The sequence below is a fragment of the Dyadobacter sp. CY323 genome (genome assembly GCF_021390245.1).
In the GTDB taxonomy this organism is placed as follows: domain Bacteria; phylum Bacteroidota; class Bacteroidia; order Cytophagales; family Spirosomataceae; genus Dyadobacter.
Genome location: NZ_JAJUXH010000008.1, coordinates 18348 through 34393 on the forward strand (window position 1 = coordinate 18348; position 16046 = coordinate 34393).

Annotated in this window: 11 protein-coding genes; 10 read left to right on the forward strand and 1 reads right to left on the reverse strand. The window is 45.4% G+C overall.

Annotation, left to right across the window (positions count from 1 at the left end):
• Positions 1-9: 9 nt before the first annotated feature.
• From LZG72_RS14020 to LZG72_RS14035, 4 genes are read left to right on the forward strand one after another with little or no spacing between them, the layout of a single operon-like run.
• Entirely contained in the window at positions 10-210 is a 201-nt protein-coding gene (locus tag LZG72_RS14020; RefSeq protein ID WP_233873241.1) for a DUF2683 family protein, read from the forward strand.
• Positions 201-461, forward strand: a complete 261-nt coding sequence (locus LZG72_RS14025) for a Txe/YoeB family addiction module toxin (protein ID WP_233873244.1) — start codon at positions 201-203, stop codon at positions 459-461. The genes LZG72_RS14020 and LZG72_RS14025 overlap by 10 nt, the downstream gene beginning before the upstream one ends.
• Positions 462-1403 carry an LD-carboxypeptidase gene (locus LZG72_RS14030; protein WP_233873247.1) on the forward strand — a complete coding sequence of 314 codons (942 nt, stop codon included), beginning with the start codon at positions 462-464 and terminating at the stop codon, positions 1401-1403.
• 1 nt (position 1404) lies between these two features.
• Entirely contained in the window at positions 1405-2205 is an 801-nt protein-coding gene (locus tag LZG72_RS14035) for an SDR family oxidoreductase (RefSeq protein WP_233873249.1), read from the forward strand.
• A 5-nt stretch (positions 2206-2210) separates the two neighbouring features.
• Here the strand turns inward: LZG72_RS14035 and LZG72_RS14040 are convergent, their stop codons facing one another.
• The gene (locus LZG72_RS14040; protein ID WP_233873252.1) at positions 2211-3545 is read right to left on the reverse strand and encodes an amidohydrolase; all 1335 of its coding nucleotides are present in this window, start codon (positions 3543-3545) and stop codon (positions 2211-2213) included.
• A gap of 436 nt (positions 3546-3981) precedes the next feature.
• Here LZG72_RS14040 and LZG72_RS14045 point away from each other — a divergent pair, with 436 nt between their 5' ends.
• The 6 genes from LZG72_RS14045 to LZG72_RS14070 all read left to right on the forward strand — a co-directional run bounded on the left by LZG72_RS14045 (position 3982) and on the right by LZG72_RS14070 (position 16014).
• The gene (locus tag LZG72_RS14045) at positions 3982-7284 is read left to right on the forward strand and encodes a SusC/RagA family TonB-linked outer membrane protein (protein ID WP_233873255.1); all 3303 of its coding nucleotides are present in this window, start codon (positions 3982-3984) and stop codon (positions 7282-7284) included.
• 7 nt (positions 7285-7291) lie between these two features.
• Positions 7292-8731, forward strand: coding sequence for a SusD/RagB family nutrient-binding outer membrane lipoprotein (locus LZG72_RS14050; protein WP_233873258.1), 1440 nt, complete (start codon positions 7292-7294; stop codon positions 8729-8731).
• A gap of 255 nt (positions 8732-8986) precedes the next feature.
• Complete coding sequence (locus tag LZG72_RS14055; RefSeq protein WP_233873261.1) at positions 8987-12142, forward strand: SusC/RagA family TonB-linked outer membrane protein; 3156 nt, start codon at positions 8987-8989, stop codon at positions 12140-12142.
• A gap of 12 nt (positions 12143-12154) precedes the next feature.
• Positions 12155-13729, forward strand: coding sequence for a SusD/RagB family nutrient-binding outer membrane lipoprotein (locus tag LZG72_RS14060; protein ID WP_233873264.1), 1575 nt, complete (start codon positions 12155-12157; stop codon positions 13727-13729).
• Between the two features lie 7 nt (positions 13730-13736).
• Positions 13737-14642 carry a BT_3987 domain-containing protein gene (locus LZG72_RS14065; protein WP_233873267.1) on the forward strand — a complete coding sequence of 302 codons (906 nt, stop codon included), beginning with the start codon at positions 13737-13739 and terminating at the stop codon, positions 14640-14642.
• Positions 14643-14769: 127 nt separating this feature from the next.
• Positions 14770-16014, forward strand: coding sequence for a pyridoxal phosphate-dependent aminotransferase (locus LZG72_RS14070; protein ID WP_255701028.1), 1245 nt, complete (start codon positions 14770-14772; stop codon positions 16012-16014).
• Positions 16015-16046: the final 32 nt, after the last annotated feature.

Sequence of the window (16046 nt, forward strand, 5' to 3'; positions counted from 1 at the left end):
AATTACCCCATGACTACATTAACAATCAATACAGAAAGCCAGGAGGTTTTAAAGGCGGTAAAAGCACTATTAACCGGTTTTCAGGTGTCATATGAAGAAAGTAAATCTTCACCATATAATCCTGAGTTTGTGGCAAAAATTGAAAAAAGTCGGCAGGAGATCAGGGAAGGAAAATCCGTAAAAATTGATCTCGATGATATATGGAAATAGAATATTCTATTCAAGCAAAAAACGACATCGACTACTGGAAAAAAACCAACAATTCCGTCATTCTCAAAAAGATTAGAGCGCTACTCGAATCAATTCAAAATACTCCATTTGAAGGTATCGGGAAACCCGAATCCCTGAAACATAATATGACCGGTTGCTGGTCGAGACGAATTACGCAAGAACATCGGATTATCTATGAGGTCTCCGAAAATATCATCCACATTCTCTCGATCAAAGGACACTACAAGTAAATGCAAGTAAACAACATCAAACTCCCGCCATTTCTAAAACCTGGGGATAAAATAGGGATTGTCGCGCCGGCTAGTGTAGTTAACTATGACGATCTTTTGCCCGGCATTGAGCTGTTCCAAAATAAATGGGGACTGCAAGTGGTGGAAGGTTCTACATTAAAAAGCAACTTCAACCAATTCTCTGCTCCCGACGAAGACCGCCTGGCTGATCTACAACAAATGCTGGATGATCCGACCATCAAAGCGATCATTGCTGCCCGCGGCGGCTATGGCTGTTCGCGCATTGTCGATGATTTAGATTTTGATGCATTTATTAAAAACCCGAAATGGATCGTCGGTTTCAGCGACTTGACGGTGATTCTTTCAAAGTTATATCAATTGGGCTTTGCTAGCCTTCACGCGCCCATGGCGAAATCCATTACGACTGCGGGTGCCGAGGAAGCAGCCGAGTCGTTAAGACAAACGCTATTTGGTGAAATGCCTTCATATTCCTTTCCGGCACATCCGCTCAACAAAATTGGCACTGCTTCCGGTAAACTGGTCGGCGGTAATCTCTGCATGCTGGCCCATTTAATCGGCTCGGATACCGAAATTAACACCGATGGAAAAATCCTTTTCATCGAAGATATCAATGAATACCTGTACAACCTGGACCGTATGATCATGCAATTGAAACGTGCGGAAAAACTAACAAACCTGGCGGGACTGATCGTCGGCCAGTTTACCGATATGAAGGATAATGCATTTCCCACATTCGGAAAAGATTCCTATCAGATCATCCACGAGCATGTACAGGATTTTGATTATCCCGTTTGTTATGGTTTTCCGGTCGGTCATGTTAGCGATAACCGCGCAATGGCCATCGGCATGACAAGTATGCTTGAAATCAAGGAAGAATCTGTCGCATTCCATTACCTGGACCTCTTTCCTGAACTTTCCTGACATGGATTTTTACAAAGACAAAGTGGTGTGGATTACCGGCGCATCGTCCGGAATTGGAGAAGCACTGGCCATTGCTTTTGCAAAAGAGCAGGCAAAACTGGTACTTACCGCTCGCAGGACCGAAGAACTGGAACGTGTTAAAAATCTGACCGGCCTGCCCGACTCTTCGGTGTTGATCTTACCAATGGACGTCACCGAGCTCGATCAAGCTGAAAATGCAGCCAGGCAGATCATCACCCATTTCGGCCGGATCGATATCATGGTGCATAACGCCGGAGTGAGCCAGCGATCCTATATCAAGGATACCAGCATGGAAGTTTATCAACAACTGATGACAATAGATTTCTTCAGTACGGTAGCGATCACCAAAGCCGTGTTACCTTATATGATTGCGCAAAAGAGCGGACATTTTATCGTCATGAGCAGCGTGGCCGGAAAAATCGGCACGATTATGCGATCCGGTTACAATGCAGCAAAACATGCGTTGCACGGATTTTACGATTCGTTGAGAGCCGAGGGTTATTCCGACAATATCAAAGTGACAACGATTTGCCCCGGTTATATCCGTACGAATATTTCCTTAAATGCATTGAACGAATCCGGCGGAAAATTTGGTAAAATGGATTCAAACCAGGAGAACGGCATACCGGCCGATGAATGCGCCCGGATGATTCTGGACGCGGTTAAGAAGGATAAAAAAGAAATCTACATTGGCGGATTTAAAGAAGTGGCCGCCATCTACCTCAAAAGATTCTTTCCCAGCCTGTTGTTCGAACAGGTGAGAAAGAATATTCCGAAATAGCAGGTTTATTTGGTCTTCGTCTTCCCTTTTTCTGTGCCTGTTTTATTTTTCTCCATATAATCGGTTGTCAAACGACTGAGCGATCTCACACCTAATACCAGGCTTCCCTCGTCCAGATAAAAATCGGGAGTATGATGCGGCGCAGCGTCCGCGACATTCTTTCCTTTTGGCATTCCGCCCAAAAAGAAGAACAGGCCCGGCACTTTCTGCTGATAGTAAGAGAAATCTTCCGCCCCGGTTTTAGCGCTGATGAGGTTTACATTCTCTTTCCCAGCCACACTTTGCAGCGTACCGATCATATTTTCAGTTAATGGTACGTCGTTGACCGTCACCGGATAAAGAATGTCAATCTTCACTTCTGCCGCAGCTCCCGCGCTTTCAGCCACATTGGTAGCGATATCATTGATCCTTTTATGAACGAACGTATGCATCTTTTCATCGAACGTGCGTATTGTTCCAACCATTTTCACAGATTCCGGAATAATATTCTGTCTGATCCCGCCATTGATCATCCCGATCGTCACCACCGCAGGAGCCTGGGTAAGGTTCAAATTTCTGCTCACGATGGTCTGAAGTGAGTTAATGATCTGCGCAGATGTCACAATAGGATCTATGCCTGACCAGGGATAGGCACCGTGCGTTTGTTTGCCCTTCACCGTAATATTCAGAATATCCACCGCCGCCATCGTAGGTCCGGGCTTGTATCCGATCTTCCCGACCTCAATCTGAGAATCGATGTGTAATCCGAAAATTGCGTCCACTTTCGGGTTTTCCAGCACACCTTGTTTCACCATCAGCAATGCCCCTCCCTCCTCGCCTTCCGGCGCACCTTCCTCGGCAGGCTGAAAGATAAACTTCACAGTCCCCGACAGATCATTTTTCATGGACGACAGCACTTCCGCAACGCCCATCAGAATGGCTATGTGGGTGTCGTGACCGCAGGCATGCATCACCCCGGTTTTCTGACCGTTGAATTCAGTGATAACCGTCGATTTAAATGGGACATCCACGCGTTCCGTTACCGGCAATGCGTCGATATCTGCGCGTAATGCCACAACCGGACCGGGTTTGCCACCTTTTAGCAACCCAACCACACCTGTATGCGCAACGCCGGTTTGAACTTCGATGCCGAGTTGTTTCAGGTGACTGGCTATTTTCTCGGCTGTTTTGAATTCCCTGTTTCCCAATTCCGGATTCTGATGGAAATCGCGGCGCCATTCGGACAACCTTTTCTCTAATGCCTGTGCTTTCTGATCGATCCTGCCAGCCATGGTAGTCTGACCGTAGCCGCCGGTTGCGAGCAGCGGTAACGCCGCAATCATCAATTTTCTGAGTAACATGCCATTTTTTAGGTTAAGTAAATATTAAAATAATGCAATCGATCAAAAGAATAAAATCGCGGAGGAAAGTGTAGTTTTCTGACTAGGCCAGGCTCGTTTTAATTTAAATCCATTCTTAATAATGTTGACGTATAGCAAATACAATTGCAACTAGTTCTAATTGCCAATCTTAAAGTCAGTTGCAGGTAATGATACAAAAAACATAACAAAATGAACATAATGTTAACAAATATATAACCTCAGAAGGATTTTTTGAGATTTTAAACATTTATAAAAATCGCAAAAAATGCCATTGTTCAGGTATAAAATTTTTCAAAATCATAGCTCATACCAAAGTATATTTTGAAATTTGCTAATAAAAAGGTTGTAATGGTTGAACTAATAATTAATTTTGCAACATTATGTTAACGTAACAAACCTAATTAGTTAATCACGTATGAGGAAGACTCTATTATCCCTACTGGGATGCATGCTGCTTTTGACTGCACAACTGTATGCCCAGGACCGCGCCGTGACTGGTAAAGTCACAGCAGATGACGGTTCCGTTTTGCCGGGTGTCAACATTTCTTTGAAAGGTACTACTCGGGGTACCACTACAGACACACAGGGGCAATATTCTATCAACGCCGAACCGGGAGCTACATTGGTGTTCAGTTTTATTGGATTCCAAACTCAGGAAGCTCTTTTAGGTAGCCAAACCACGATCGATATTTCTCTCAAGAACGATGTAAGCCAGCTACAGGAAGTGGTTGTAACCGCATTGGGCCAGGAGAAAAAACGCAATGAACTGGTTTATGCTGCACAACAAGTGAGTGCAGGATTGCTTACCCAAGGCCGTAACACGAACATGATGAACGCACTTGCCGGTAAAGTAGCAGGTTTGGACATCAAGGCGAGTAACACAATGGGAGGCTCTACCAGTACCATCATCCGTGGTTACAAATCCATTACAGGTAACAACCAGGCTTTGTACGTAATTGACGGTATCCCGGTCTCCAACGCGAACACAAACACCAATGCTCAGCAAACAGGTGGTGTGGGGACGGATTTCGGTAACGCTGCGTCGGATATCAACCCTGACAACATTCAGTCTATCAACGTTTTGAAAGGTGCTGCTGCAACTGCTCTTTACGGTTCACGCGCAGCAAACGGTGTGATTTTGATCACAACGAAACAAGGTCGCAAAAACAGCTTCGATGTAACTGTTAACAGCGGTGTTACCTGGGGTAAAATCGACAAATCGACTTACATTAAATACCAGAAAGAATACGGTGCTGGTTATGGTGGCGCCAATGATTTTTATACCGGAAACCTTGGTTCAGGCGATGGTAAAATTGTTGCCTTTGATGCAGATGCTTCTTTTGGTCCAAAATTCGATCCAAATTTGAATGTATACCACTGGGATGCAATCGACCCATCTTCTCCATTCTACCGCCAGATGCGCCCATGGGTTGCAGCGGAAAATGGCCCCGACAAATTCTATGAAACGGGTGTAACTTCCAACCAGAGCATTAACATCACAGGTGGTGGAGACAACAGCACATTCAAAATCGGTTACACTAGAAACGATGAGAAAGGTGTTCTCCCAAACAGTAAGCTTGGCAAAAACCTTTTCAACTTCTCTGCTTCATACGATCTGTCTAAAAAATTGACGATTGCTGCAAACGTGAACTATTCACAAGTGACAGGTCTTGGTCGTTTTGGAACAGGATATAACGGTAAAAACCCTAACCAGGCTTTCCGTCAGTGGTTCCAGACGAACGTAGATATGGTTGAAATGAAAGACGCTTATTTCAGAAATGAGCAGAACGTTACCTGGAACTGGGCAAACCATTCAGGTGCCGGCGCGGAATTCGCAAACAACTATCCGATCTACGCGGATAACCCTTACTGGTCACGTTACAAGAACTATTCGAACGATTCACGTGACAACTTCTTCGGATATGCCACAGCAACCTATAAAATTGCTTCATGGTTTGATCTGACAGGTCGTTTTGCCTATAATGGAACAAGCGATATGCAGGAAGAAAGAATCGCGGTATTGAGCCAGGCTCCTGGTAACTATACACGTTTCAACCGTTCCTTCAATGAAACGAACCTAGACGTAATCGCTAACTTTAGAAAAAGTATCACAAAAGATATTAACTTCTCTGGTTTGGTTGGTGGTAGCATGAGAAGATCGAAAGAAACCTCAATCCGCGCTTCTACAAACGGCGGTCTTGTGGTTCCAAATCTTTACTCTCTTGAAAACTCGAAAAACCCGATCGAAGCGCCAACTGAAATCTATCGCCGTATCGGTGTGGATGGTTTGTATGCACAGGCATCTTTCGGATTCAAAGAATTGGCTAACCTTGAATTAACTGCGAGACAGGATAAATCAACAACACTTCCTGAATCAAGCAACACGTATTTTTATCCATCCGTTGGAGCAAACTTCGTGTTCTCTGAATTGCCTGCTTTGAAAAACAACTGGCTGAGCGTTGGTAAGATCAGCGCAAACTACGCGGAAGTAGGTAACGATGCTCCATTTGGTTCAACTCGTGACATTTACGACAAACCAACTGCAATCGGTTCTATTCCTTATTTCTCTCTGCCTAACATCAAGAACAATCCTGATCTTAAATCAGAAAGAACTAAAAACCTGGAATTCACCCTGCAAATGGGCTTCCTTCAGGAACGCGTAGGATTTGATGTTACTTATTACAAATCAAATACCCTTGACCAGATCCTTCCGGTTGATATCACAGCTGCGACAGGTTATACCGGCCGCTATGTAAACTCAGGAGAGGTTCAGAACAAAGGGGTTGAGATTTCTGCATTTGTTACACCAATCAGAACTGGTGATTTCGAGTGGACTTTGAATGTAAACTTTGCAAGAAACCGTAACGAAGTATTGAGCCTTTACGGAGACGTGCAAAATGTACAAGTAGCTTCATTACAAGGTGGTGTCACTTTGAATGCGGCATTTACAAAAGATGCGAAGGGAAATGTGAAAGGTATGCCGTTCGGTATCATCCGGGGAACAAATTTCGTTTACCACGAAAACGGACAGAAAATTGTTAAAGCAAATGGTATGTACCAGGCTTCTGCAAGTTCTTCTGAAATCATCGGTAACCCGAACCCGGACTGGATCGGTGGCCTGAACAACACCTTGAAATACAAAACACTTGCACTTAGCTTCCTGATCGACGTTCGTCACGGTGGAGATATCTGGTCATTGGATCAATGGTATGGAGAAGGTACTGGTATGTACCCAATCACTGCTGGTCTGAATGAACTTGGAAATCCTAAAAGAAACCCGGCTTACCTGTACGATGCAAAAGGAAACAACCTAGGTGCTGCACCAAATCAGGGTGGCGTATTGTATCCAGGTGTTCAGGCTGACGGTACTCCTAACACCATCCGCGCAGAAAACACAGATGGTGGTGGCGCAACTGCTTACGGTTATCCTGCTAACCCTCCAAGAGCTCAGTATATCTACGATGGTAGCTATGTGAAACTGAGAGAAGTTGCATTGACTTTCGGCTTGCCAAATGCATTGGTTGCTAAAACCAGAGCTTTCAAGGCGATCGATGTCTCATTTGTAGGACGCAACTTGTGGATCATCCATAAAAACATGGATTTCCAGGATCCGGAAGAAGGTTTGGGATCAGGCCTATTATCAGGTGCAGGTGGTTACCAGACAGGTGCTTACCCAGCTGTAAAAAATTATGGATTCAATGTTAAATTCCGTTTCTAAAAACAACATGAAAAAATTAATCATATTCTTATTACCGGTCGTGCTGCTCGCATCCTGCGTGGATAGCCTGGACGACTACAACATCAATGAGAAGAAAGCGACGGTGGTACCGCCAGCGACCCTTTTTTCAAATGCATTGAAAGGTTTGGCAGATGTTTTGACTACGCCAAGCGTAAATACAAACAACTACCGTTTGTACGTGCAACACTGGTCTACAACGACTTACCTGGATGAGCCACGTTACAATCTTACCGCACGTACGATTCCACAAGCTCTGTGGCAGGCGGTTTATCGGGATGTAATCTCTGATCTGAACGAAGCGAAAAAAATTCTGAATGCGGATGCGCTTTTAGATGCGAAAGTGAAAGCGAACCAATTGGCACAGCTTGAAATCATGGAAGTTTACAGCTGGGCTGTATTGGTGAACACTTTTGGAAACGTTCCTTACACAGAAGCTTTGGATCCTACCAATCCACTTCCAAAGTATGACGATGCGAAAACGGTTTACGACGCGATCCTGGTTCGTCTTGACGCTGCATTGGCCGGAATCACTCCGACAACAGCTGGCTTTACTACCGGTGACCTGATCTATAAAGGCGACATGGCTAAATGGAGCAAGTTCGGAAACTCTCTGAAATTGAAACTGGGAATGATCATTGCTGATGTGGATGCTGCAAAAGCTAAGACATTGGTTGCTGCTGCGGCACCGAACGTATTTACGTCAAATGCTGACAAAGCTGCTTTCCCTTACATTGGAACACCGCCGAACTACAATCCGATCGCACAGAACCTTAACATTCTGTATTCAACCCGTCAGGATTTTGTAGGGTCTTCTACGCTGATCGACCCATTGAATGCATTGAACGATCCGAGAAGATCTTCTTTCTTCACAACTGTCGGAGACAAATATGTGGGCGGTAACTACGGTTTCCTTAACACCTATGCAAATTTCTCAAAAGTAGGCACGAAAATCATCGAGCCAACATTGGAAGGTTTGTTGATGGACTACGCCGAAGTTGAGTTCTTCCTTGCAGAAGCGGTTGAAAGAGGTTTCATCACAAGTGGAACAGCTGCATCGCACTATAACAATGCGGTTACAGCTTCTATCACTTACTGGGGTGGAACTCCTGCCGAAGCTGCTGCTTACCTGGCTCAGCCAGCCGTAGCATATGCTACCGCAAAAGGTGATTACAAAGAGAAAATCGGTTTCCAGAAATGGATCGCCCTTTACAACCGCGGCTGGGAAGCGTGGGTTGAATGGAGAAGACTGGATTACCCAAAACTATCGCCTCCGACAGGTGGAAGTGCCCCTGCCGGTCTGGCGATCCCAGTACGGATCATCTACCCGATCAACGAACAAACGTTGAATCCTGCAAACCGCGAAGCTGCTGGCACTGCGATTGGAGGAGACCTGGCAACTACCAAATTGTGGTGGGATAAATTTTAAATGAAAAAAGTTTAGCATAAAAAAAGGCGGACAATTGTCCGCCTTTTTTTATGCCCCTACCCTTAAAATCAAAAATACTGCCGCAGAGTAACTCTAAAGGCACATTTCATTTTGATAATGCTTGCTTTAACCAAAGTATGAATGGACAAATCGAATTTTCACCACAGATTTATTTTGAAAAACTCGAAATGACCGTTGTGATTGTCAGAACAATAATTATTTTTACTGGTAAATCTTTATAACAAACCTAGCTTAATGAAAAAACATTTATTACCCTTTTTGGGAGGGTTGCTGCTGCTCTGCAGTCAAGCCTATGCCCAAAGCCGTGAGGTGACCGGGACGGTCACTTCCAAAGACGATGGTTCGCTCCTGCCCGGGGTTTCTATCCGAGTCGCCGGTACAAATACCGGTACGCTCACCAACGACAAAGGTGAGTACAGTATTAATGCACGCACCGGGCAGTCACTCATTTTTTCTTTTGTCGGTTTCCTCAATCAGGAGCTGAAAGCGCCAGCCAGCGGAAACCTGGACGTTTCTTTGACGCTGGACGAACTAGCGTTGAATGAAGTCGTGATTACAGCGGGAGGTCTCACTGCCCAGCGCCGCGAACTCGGTAACCAGTCCACGACGGTGAAAGCGCAGGACATTGTGCAGGGCAAGCCCATTAGTGTAGCAGCCAGCCTTGCAGGCCGCGTCCCCGGATTATTGGTAATGGGTGTGAGCAGCGGTGTTAACCCCAACTATCGTTTAGTCCTTAGGGGTAACCGTTCACTCACTGGTAATAACCAGGCTCTCGTTGTGATCGATAACATCATTTCCACGAATGACATCCTGGGTAACCTCAATCCTGAGGACATCGAGGATATTCAGGTTCTTAATGGAGCCGGGGCCGCGGCGCTATACGGATCTGACGCTTCGAACGGCGCACTCATTGTTACCACTAAAAAGGGTAAGTCAGGTAAAACGGAGTTTAGGGTATCGAACACAACAACTATTGAAAGAGTAAGCTTTCTGCCCCAGCTGCAGAAAGGGTTCGGATCCGGAACAACACCGGATGATGTTCCTGAATATACACCATACGAAAACCAGCAATATGGTCCCGCGTTTGATGGATCCATGGTAGAAATCGGTAAGCCATTACAGGACGGCTCCATTCAGACGGTTCCCTACAGTGCACAAGATTTCCGTGAGGATTTCTGGAACACCGGCGTCGCCAACCAGACAGACCTTAGTGTAACTTCGGGTGATGAAAAAGGTACTTTCTATCTTTCAGCACAGTATTTCGACCAGAAATCGACGGTGCCTTACGACAAGTATAAAAGATATAGTGTCCGTGCCAACATTGTCCGTCACATCTACAAAAACCTCACTGCGTCGTTCAATACCAACTTTATCGGAAACCGTACGGACCAGAGCAGCCAGACCTTAGCGGCTTATCAAAACCTGCTGATGTCTCCTTCCCAGGTCGATGTTACCCAGTATGAAGACTGGCAGAATAATCCGTTTGCCAACCCGAACGGATATTTCAACGAGTATTTCCAGAACCCATATTTCACGCTATCGAACAACCGGCTTACGGACAGAAGCGACTATCTGCAGGGAAATATGGAGTTGAAATGGAATCCGGTCAAGCCATTGACATTCACTTACCGGGTTGGTATCAGCACACGTAACCTTTCCGGGAAAGTAAGTACCGGTAAATTCATTTTCTCTGATTATACCAAAAGCATTTCCGGTAGCTCAAAAACAGATATTGCGGGCTCCGTAGCGGACTATTCCGGATATACCACGCAGTTAGTCAATGACTTTCTGGCCGAATACAGAACCACCCTAAGCCCTGCCGTTAGCCTGAACGTAACGGTCGGCACGACGGTTCGCGAAAATGCCACCAAGGCCATGGCGATTGCAGCTAACGGACTTGTGATTGACGGATTGTATAATGTGGGTAATAGTCTTAGTAACCCAACTGCGATCGAAGGCAACTACAAAGCGCGCCAGATTGGTGTGTATGGCGAGGCCCGTCTTGGATTTAAAGAATTCCTTTATCTGCACGCAACTGCCAGAAATGACTGGCGTTCCATTCTTGCTAAAGAAAACCGTTCTTTCTTCTATCCTTCTGTTGACGTTTCCTTCATTGCCAGCGACGCAATTCCTGGATTGGGTAACTGGGAAATGCTCGAGAGCTTGAAACTTCGTGCGGGATACTCGCAGGTTGGGCAGGTCAACCTTGGTGCCAACAGAACTTTTGGTCAAATTCCTTTGAGCAACCAGGGTGCTTATGCGCTTAACAGCACCTTCTCACAGGGTTTCGGATATCCTTATTCAAGCGGCGCAGGTTTCACGCTAGATAATACGCTGGTTTCTTCCAACCTCAAACCGGAAATTACTACCGGACTGGAAGGCGGAATTGATTTCGAATTGCGCCCGATGCGAATTGGTGGCGGACTTACCTTCTATCAAACCAACACGGTAGACCAAACCATTACGGTACTCATCCCAAACTCCACCGGATATGGATTTTTGACAACTAATGTTGGAGAGGTTGAAAACAAAGGTATTGAGGCTACGTTGCACATTACTCCAATTAAGACCGCATCAGGATTACAGGTGGATCTGGGGGCCAACTACACGTATAACAGCAACAAAGTAATTTCCCTTTCTGATCAGTCGAACGAATTGAGTATTGGTTCTGTCGGTGCTACTGCCAAGGTACTCGCGAAAGTGGGTTCACCATTCCCTCTTCTTCAGACCACACGCTACAACCGTGACGAACAGGGACGTATTATCGTGGATTCCAAAACAGGTTATCCGTCAACAAATGGATCTTTCCATGACGTGGGCATCACCAACCCACCTCATATTTTGGGTGTGAACGGAGCAATCAAATACAAAGGATTCAGATTTAATATATTATTTGAATACCGCAACGGACATTATATCTACAATGCGATTTCAACCGGTTACGACTTCTCGGGAGCGGGTGTTCGCACTGCCTGGTACAACAGAGACCGTTTTGTTATTCCCAATTCATCATATAAGAACAGCGAAGGGAATTACGTTGAAAATACCAATATAGCAGTAAGAAGCGGTGGTGCTGACTTCTGGACAGACGGAACAAGAAATACAGGTATTGGAGAAAACTATTCAAATTCTGCCGGTTTCTGGAAGCTTCGTGAGGCTTCGATAGGATTTGAGTTACCATCTTCTCTGCTTTCCGCCACAAAGTTTATCAAGGCAGCAAACATAAGTATCCAGGGAAGAAACCTGTTTATTTGGGTTCCAAAGTCAAATCTTTATACCGATCCTGAGTACAGCCAAAACGGTGCTGACAGCAATGCGGTAGGTTTTACAAACCTCGGACAAACACCGCCCGCCCGCTATTTCGGTGGTACGTTATCATTAACATTTTAATTGAAACAACTAATGAAAAGATATAACATCAGTTGGATACTGGCGCTGCTTATAACGGGCCTTTCATCCTGTAATGATTATCTCGATATCAATACAAACCCCAACAATGCCACCAGCGCCGACGCATTGCTCGTCTTGCCCCAGGCTATCGTAGGTAGTGCTTCTGTCGCTAACCAGTTCAATTCTTATGGAGGGCATTTTGGCGGATACATTGCCAATGCAGGCGGATTTTCGGGTTTCGGTAACTTGTTCAACTATCAGCTGGTGCCGGGCGATTATAATGGACTTTGGGCCAACTCTTACGACAACTTAAATGATTACCAATATGTGATCAATCAGACAGCCGGCAATGATGAGCAAGCCTACGCAAATGCAGCGGCCAAAATCATGACTGCTATGAACTATCAGCGTTTGGTAGATGCATTCGGGGATGTTCCATATACCGAGGCATTGAAAAACAATGCGAACCTGACGCCGAAGTACGACGACGCTGCCACCATTTACCAGGACCTGGTTACCAAGCTGGATTCCGCCATCCTGATCATCGACGGAGCGCAGTTCCCGAAATCGCTCAACTCTTCGTCCGATCCATTATTCGGGGGAGATATGATGAGATGGAAAAAGTTTGCAAACACGATCAAACTTAGAATCCTGATACGTGTTTCCGGTGTTGCGGCGCTTTCTTCTTTTGTGACCACCAAATTCGCAGCAATGGACAAAACGCTCGGCTTTTTAACAGATGACGCAGTCGTTAATCCAGGTTACGTGAGAGACAAACCAAATCCGGTTTGGAATTCGTGGGGGTATTCATCTACCGGAGCAGTGGCGAATACATCCCGGATCCCTACCGAGTTTGCTTTTGGTTTCTACAAAGGTCAGAAGTTGACGGATAATTGGAGAGGATCGGTGATTTATAAAAACTTTGCAACAAATACACCCGTGAATCAACTTGGAAATGAGGTGGATGCACCAACGATCATTACCAATTACTCCACTTGGTATACTGGAAATTTCAGTAGTGCATCAAGCATCGGTAACGCTTTGGGTGTTCTTAAAGGACCAAGCCAGGGACAAGTACTGATGCTGCTCGCAGAATCTGAATTTTTACAGGCAGAAGCGAAGCTGAAAGGTTTCCTGACAGGTGATTTCACTACCAATTTTGACGCTGGAATTGCTGCTTCGTTCAAGTATCTATACAAAGATGTGACGAATGTTGTTGCGGCAGGAAAAGATGTCGCTGCGGATGTAACGGCCTATAAAACCGAGAATGCAGCCAGCTATCTGGTCAATATCAAGCTGGCAACAACACCAGCCCAGAGGCTTGAAGCGATCATTACTCAGAAATATATTGCAGTAAACATGATCAATTCGGAAGAAGGCTATAATGAATTCCGCAGAACGGGCTATCCTGTGACCGCAGCTAATGGAGACGCATACCACAATATCGCTTCCCTGCTGTCCACTTCAACCAGACCGGACAAGCTGCCTTCCAGAATTCTTTATCCATCCTCCGAGCAGTCGTATAATGCTGCTAACTACAAAGTTATTAATCAGTTCACTGACCTCATTTTCTGGGATCCTAACTAATTGAAATATGAAATTTTCGATAAAAATAGCCAGTCTGTTCCTGACGGCAGCGGCATTCACATCCTGCTTAAAGGACGATATCACACTTGATCCGGACAAATCAACCAATGTGGTCGAGTTTAAAAACCCATCCAGTTTTGTGTCACCCTCAGGCAGCACATACTCTCTGTATTCCCAGTCATTTGACCTTGCTGACCAGGCAGACTACCCGATTACGGTAAGTTATTCGGGAGCGGATGTTGCTCCAGCAGATATAACGGTAACTCTTGGCGTGGATACTGCCGCGGTGACTCATTACAATACGGAGCAACACGAGGAATTTGATGCGATTACGCCTAATCTTTACACATTACCTGCCACTGTGGTGATCCCAAAAGGGCAGCGTACTGCTCAGGTTTTGATCAAACTTAAAACAGCGCAATTCGACTTCTCGAAGAATTATGTTCTTCCCGTTCAGATTAAATCTGTTTCGTCAGGTGTGGTAAGCGGCAACTTCGGTACCATCCTGTTAGCGGTTAAGGCTAAAAACATCTATGACGCCACATACGCGGCGACCGGATATGTTTACCACCCGACGTCACCGAGAGCCGTCGCGAAAGACAAATCACTTGTAACCGTCTCACCTACAACCGTATCCGTGGAACTTGGTGACTTGGGTGGGTCGGGTTATTTCGCTAACCTGACAGTAGACCCAAAAACCAATAAGATCACTATCACTCCGGCAGCGGGGGCGGCTGGGGCACCTTACACGCAGTTTGATACTGCATTGCCTGCTCCCTATAAGTCTGCCTGGGCAAATGCTGATAAAGCAAATAACACCTACGATCCCGCCACCAAAACTTTCTATGTGCGGTATGGCTATATGGGTGCCAACGGGTGGCGCGTTGCGGAAGAAATACTTGTAAGAAAGTAAAAGCCATTAAGTAACAGTATAGTTTCTTATCGTGATTTTGAAGAGCCGGTCTTTTTTGACCGGCTTTTCTTGGTTTTAATAGTCATTATTTTAACTAAATTTGTCCATATACGAGCCAATTACAAACATGGAATTCCTTAAAAGCCAGCGTCTCAATAATCTTAAATACGAAATTCGCGGCGCTACTTACCAAAAAGCTTTGGAGCTTGAAAGTCAGGGTTATAAAATTCACAACCTGAATATCGGAAACCCCGCCCCTTTCGGGTTCGATTCCCCCGACGAAATTGTTCACGACATTATCATGAACATGCGTAATGCACAGGGTTATTCGGATTCCCGTGGCTTGTTTGCCGCTCGTAAGGCAGTTATGCATTACACCCAGACGATTGGCATTCAGGATGTTGAGATCAATGATATTTTCATTGGCAATGGGGTAAGTGAGCTGATCCTGCTTTCGATGCAGGCATTGCTGAATCCAGGTGACGAAATCCTCGTTCCTTCTCCGGACTACCCACTTTGGACTGCGTCTATCGCATTGAGTGGCGGAACTCCGGTACATTATGTCTGCGACGAGCAAGCCGACTGGAACCCGGACCTGGACGATCTTGAAAAGAAAATCACTTCCCGGACTAAAGGCATTGTTTTAATTAACCCAAACAATCCAACGGGCGCAGTTTATGAAAAAGATGTTCTGATACGCATTGCTAAAATTGCTGAAGAGCATGGGCTGATCATTTTCTCCGATGAGATTTATGATAAAATCCTTTACAATGGCGCAGTTCATTACCCAATGGGTTCACTTGTAACCGAAACGCTATGCGTTACTTACGGTGGGCTTTCCAAGAATTACCGTTCGGCTGGGTTCAGAGGTGGCTGGATGATCATGAGCGGCGCAAAACATAAAGCAAAATCGTATTCCGAAGGTTTGCTGCTGCTTGCGAGTATGCGTCTTTGCGCGAATGTGCCTACCCAATACGCCATTCAAACTGCATTAGGAGGTTATCAGAGCATCAAAGAACTGGTAGCTCCTACAGGAAGGCTGCACAAACAAATGAACCTGGTGTACGATCGCCTGACTTCCATTCCGGGAATCACCTGCGTGAAGCCGAAAGGTTCATTATATGTTTTTCCAAAAATCGATTTGAAAAAATTCGGACTTAAAACCGACGAAAAATTTGTTTACGACCTGTTAAGTGATCAAAAAGTACTCGTGGTGGCGGGCACCGGATTTAATTATATTTCGGACGACCATTTCCGGATTGTCTTTTTACCAACCGTTGACGAGCTGAACCAGGCGATGGACAAGTTAGAGTTCTTTCTCGAAAATCGCAGAGTATTGTCGACGCGTACGGTTGAAGAAATTATTGCCTGAGCGGTTTGCTCAGGCTTTTTTTGAAATTACCC